Annotated in this window: 4 protein-coding genes; 1 reads left to right on the top strand and 3 read right to left on the bottom strand. The window is 47.1% G+C overall.

The window, feature by feature from the left end; translation table 11 throughout:
- Positions 1-389: hypothetical protein (locus tag ACQY26_RS02210; protein WP_428047446.1), on the top strand; the 389-nt coding region annotated here is incomplete at its 5' end.
- Positions 390-521: 132 nt separating this feature from the next.
- Here the strand turns inward: ACQY26_RS02210 and ACQY26_RS02205 are convergent.
- Genes ACQY26_RS02205 through ACQY26_RS02195 form a run of 3 tightly spaced genes read right to left on the bottom strand, consistent with a single transcriptional unit; the run spans position 522 to position 4,213 of the window.
- Positions 522-1,325 (bottom strand): TIGR00730 family Rossman fold protein, encoded by an 804-nt coding sequence (locus tag ACQY26_RS02205; RefSeq protein WP_428047445.1) that lies wholly within the window; start codon positions 1,323-1,325, stop codon positions 522-524.
- A 24-nt stretch (positions 1,326-1,349) separates the two neighbouring features.
- Positions 1,350-3,200, bottom strand: a complete 1,851-nt coding sequence (gene dxs, locus ACQY26_RS02200) for a 1-deoxy-D-xylulose-5-phosphate synthase (protein ID WP_428047444.1) — start codon at positions 3,198-3,200, stop codon at positions 1,350-1,352.
- 11 nt (positions 3,201-3,211) lie between these two features.
- The gene (locus ACQY26_RS02195) at positions 3,212-4,213 is read right to left on the bottom strand and encodes a polyprenyl synthetase family protein (RefSeq protein ID WP_428047443.1); all 1,002 of its coding nucleotides are present in this window, start codon (positions 4,211-4,213) and stop codon (positions 3,212-3,214) included.
- Between the last annotated feature and the right edge of the window lie 44 nt (positions 4,214-4,257).

Here is a 4,257-nt window from a genome sequence, read left to right as displayed (position 1 = left end):
AGTATTTTAAAGCGGTGGAAAAATCCAGAGCTACTGAAGCCTTGTCAGTTCTTGGCACTATTGCTGCCGCTGAAGAGAGATATCGTTTAGCCAGCTCAGATAATACTTATACAGCTGACTTCTCACAGTTTGATGTGTCTTTTACTGATGAGACAACAGGGGAAGATGCTACTGGTGCTTCTTATAAAACTAAGAATTTTGAGATAGCATTAACAGCTACACCTGTTGAAACGGCACATGTTACTGCTACAAGAGGTTCTGGACAAGCTAGTGCTGGCGAATCTGGTGCATATACTATCACGAGAAATTTTAGAGATGGCAAGGTGACTTGTTCAGATCCAGGTACTACTGGTATTTGCGCTTCATTAGGTTTACCGACCGGTAGTTAGTCGTAATGTTGACAGCTTTGGTACTATACATATAGTACCCTCCTAAGGGGAGCCTTAACGGGTTCCCCTTTTTTATTTTTACATAGAAAAGGGCCGGCTTTTAAAGGCCGGCCCCGAGCAAATTTAAATACTCTATTTTATTTTATAGTGTTTGGCTATAATATCCCAAGCTTCTTCGGCCGTTTCAACCACATGGAATTGATCTTCCTTGGAGATAACGCCGTATTCCGCAACTTTGTGGATATTAAAAATTCCGTTCCAAAATTCTTTGCCCACAAGTATTACGGGGATTTTGCTCTTTTTGCCGGTTTGAACGAGCGTCAGTATTTCAAACATTTCGTCAAAAGTGCCGTATCCTCCGGGGAAGACTACCACCGCTCTGGAGCGCATTACAAGGTGCATTTTGCGTATGGCGAAATAATGGAACAGGAACGCCAGCCCCTTGGTAATATATTTGTTGGGGAACTGCTCCATCGGCAGGGTTATGTTAAAGCCTATGCTTTTGCCGCCGCTTTCATAAGCGCCGCGGTTGGCCGCTTCCATAATGCCGGGGCCGCCGCCGGTAACTACGGCAAATCTGTTTTTGCCTTTTTTAATTACCAATTCGCCAAACTTTCTTGCGCAGTCGTAATATTTGGCCAGCTTAAGCAAACCTTCCGCTTCTTTAAGGCGATGTTTCAAAGCCGGTTTGGAAGGACTTTGCTTAATTTGTTTTTTTATGTCCGCTATGCGTTTTAAAGATTCTTTTTCGGGGCGTATCCTTGCACTGCCGAAGCAAACCACGCCTTCTTTTATGCCGGCTTGATGCAAGATTACTTCCGGTTTTAAAAGCTCAAGCTGCAGCCTGACGGAGCGCGCAGCATCGCTTTTTAAAAACGCTGTGTCTTCATAAGCTTTTATATAGGAATTAAACGGCTGTTTTTTTTCTTTGGTCATAATTTCTCCATATACGCTCGCCGCTTATTTAAACTTTTTTGCGGCAGCTTTAGCTATTTCTTGCGCCGAGAGGCCGATATCTTCATAAAGTTCGGCCTGCTTGCCGTGCTCTACAAAATTGTCTTTGACGCCGAGGCGCAGCAAATCCGCCTTAAGACCGTTGTCCGCCAAGGCTTCGGCTATAGCGGATCCGAATCCGCCCGCCAAAACATTATCTTCCACCGATACCAAATTAGGCGATATTTTTACCGCTTCTTTTATTATTTTAACGTCTAAAGGCTTGGCAAAGCGCATATTTATAACGCCTGCGTTTATGCCCTGTTCTTTTAAGATTTCCGCGGCTTTAAGCGCCGGATATACGCGGTTGCCTATTGCGAGTATGGTTAAATCTTTGCCCTTTTTCATCCAGTGGCCTTTGCCGATTGGGAGAACTTTCATCTCTTTATCCATGGCGATGCCTTCCGCGCTCCCTCTGGGGTAGCGCAGGATAAAGGGTTTGTTTGCGTCAAAAGCGGTTTTAAGCAAATGCTGAAGTTCGTTTTCGTCGGCCGGTGCGGCTATGATAAGGTTAGGTATGTTTCTGAACAAACTCAAATCAAAAACGCCGTGGTGCGTCGGGCCGTCTTCGCCTACGAGCCCGGCTCTGTCCAGAGCGAAAACGACCGGCAGATTTTGCAGGCAGATATCCTGCTGTATTTGGTCATAGCATCTTTGCGAGAAAGATGAATATAAAGCTACAATCGGCTTAATGCCCTGCGTGGCCAAACCGGCGGCGAAAGTGGCCGCGTGCTCTTCGGCTATGCCGACGTCATAATATCTGTCGGGGTGGGCGTCGCGGAAAGCGTTTAAGCCCGTTCCTTCCGGCATGGCGGCGGTAATGGCCGTTATGTTTTTATCTTCCTTGGCAAGTTTCAGCAATGCGTCGGAAAATGCTTTTGTGTAAGTGATTTTATCCGATTTGCCGATAGTTTCTCCTGTTTCCGCGTCAAAAATACCCAAGCCGTGATATTTGGTGGGTTTTTCTTCTGCGGGGGGATACCCCTTTCCTTTTTTGGTTACTACGTGCAAAATCACGGGGCCGGGTATGTCTTTTATTTTGGAAAGGACGTCCGTCATTTCGGCGATGTCATTGCCGTTGACCGGGCCGTAGTATCTAAAACCAAGTTCCGCAAACAATGCGCCGGAAAATAAAATGGATCTGGCCCTGTAAGCCAGTTTAAGCGCATTGTTGCCTATTTCAAAATTGCTCATGAATTTTGTGGCTTCCGTTTCAGCCGCGGCGACGTATTTTGCCGTGAGAAGCTTTGTCAGGAAGCTTCCCAGCGCGCCTACCCTTTTGGAAATGAACATTTGGTTGTCGTTTAAAACCACAAGCATATTAGGCTTAAGCTGGCCCGCGTTCTGCAGGGCTTCATAAGCCAATCCGCCCGTCATACAACCGTCGGAAACTACTGCCACGACTTTATGATTCTCCTTTTTTTGGTCGCGCGCCATGGCCATGCCCAAAGCGGCGGAAAGCGCGGTTGAAGCGTGCCCCGCGCCGAAAGTGTCGTAAGGGGATTCGTAAATCTTCAAAAATCCGCTCAGCCCGCCTTTTTTGCGTATCGTGTTAAATTTGGAGAGCCTGCCCGTAAGAATTTTATGGGCGTAAGCTTGGTGGCCGGTATCAAAAACGATTTTGTCTTCCGGTGTATTGAAAACATAGTGCAAAGCCGTAATAAGTTCCACCGCGCCCAGGCTTGAACCCAAGTGTCCGCCGGTTTTGCTTATCGTGCTGATTATCGTATGGCGGATCTCATCGCACAGCTGAGGCAAAAGCGCCGCGTCCATAAGGCGGAGCTGTTCCGGTGATTTTATAGAATCAAGGATTTTCATTTGCAATTCTCCTAGTAGGACCTGCCGACGATAAATTCAGCCATATCGTATAAAGGTTTGAGTTTGTCTTTCTTGGCGGTCTTAAGCGCGTTAAGGGCGTTTTGAGCGTCTTTCAAAGCTTTAAGCGCGGCTTTTTTGCTTTCTTCCAAACCGTAAAGGGTTACATAAGTAAGCTTTTTATTTTGCGCGTCGCTGTTGGATTTGCCGAGCTGCTTCTTTGTGGCGGTTACGTCCAAAATATCGTCAACCACTTGGAAAGCGAAGCCTATCGCGCCGGCGTATTTGCGCATATTTTTAAGATCGGACGCTTCCGCGCCGGCCAAAATCGCGCCCATTTCCACTGCGGCGGTTATCAAAGCGCCGGTTTTATTTTTATGAATATAAGTCAGCAAAGCCGGGGCGGAAACTTCCTTAGCCTCGCCGGGCAATAAAAAGTATTTGGGGCTTTTGCCTTTAAAATATTTTGAAGCGGTCAGCAGGCTGGCGCGTTTGCTTTTGCCTTCCAGTATGCCTTCTGCGTATACGTCGGCCACCTGTCCGCCTATCATGCCGCTTACTCCGCCGTAATAAGCCAAAGCGTAAGCCGCTTTTGCCGCTTTTTCATAACCGACGGTTTTAACTTCGCCGTTTTTAAGGACGGTCTGAAAAGCGTAAGTTAAAAGAGCATCGCCCGCCAGCAAAGCCAAATCTTCCCCGAAAACTTTATGATTGGTGGGTTTGCCTCTTCTTAAATCGTCATTGTCCATGGAGGGCAAATCGTCATGGATAAGAGAATAGGTGTGGAGCATTTCCACCGCGCTTGCCGCCGGTATCGCGTCCGCCGGTTTTAAACCGAAAGCTTCCGCCGCGGCCATTACAAGAATAGGCCTTACGCGTTTGCCGCCTGCGTTTAGCGAATAAGCCATGGCGTCGACGATAATCTGCGGTGCGTTCTTGATTTGTTTAAGATGTTTTTTAAGGCCGCGTTCGGCGAGCCCGGCCCTGTCTGCTAGATACTTCTTAAATTGTTTCATTGCTGGCTCCTATGATATATCATAAATATATTTGTCATAATCAG

This window comes from Candidatus Proelusimicrobium excrementi, assembly GCF_937881865.1.
GTDB classification, from domain to species: domain Bacteria; phylum Elusimicrobiota; class Elusimicrobia; order Elusimicrobiales; family Elusimicrobiaceae; genus Proelusimicrobium; species Proelusimicrobium excrementi.
This window is presented reverse-complemented; position numbering and strand designations above follow the sequence as displayed.

Bases quoted from the DNA above. Each gene is read 5' to 3' on its own strand.
- ACQY26_RS02205 (WP_428047445.1), bottom strand. From the start codon at position 1,325: ATGACCAAAGAAAAAAAACAGCCGTTTAATTCCTATATAAAAGCTTAT.
- dxs (WP_428047444.1), bottom strand. From the start codon at position 3,200: ATGAAAATCCTTGATTCTATAAAATCACCGGAACAGCTCCGCCTTATG.
- ACQY26_RS02195 (WP_428047443.1), bottom strand. From the start codon at position 4,213: ATGAAACAATTTAAGAAGTATCTAGCAGACAGGGCCGGGCTCGCCGAA.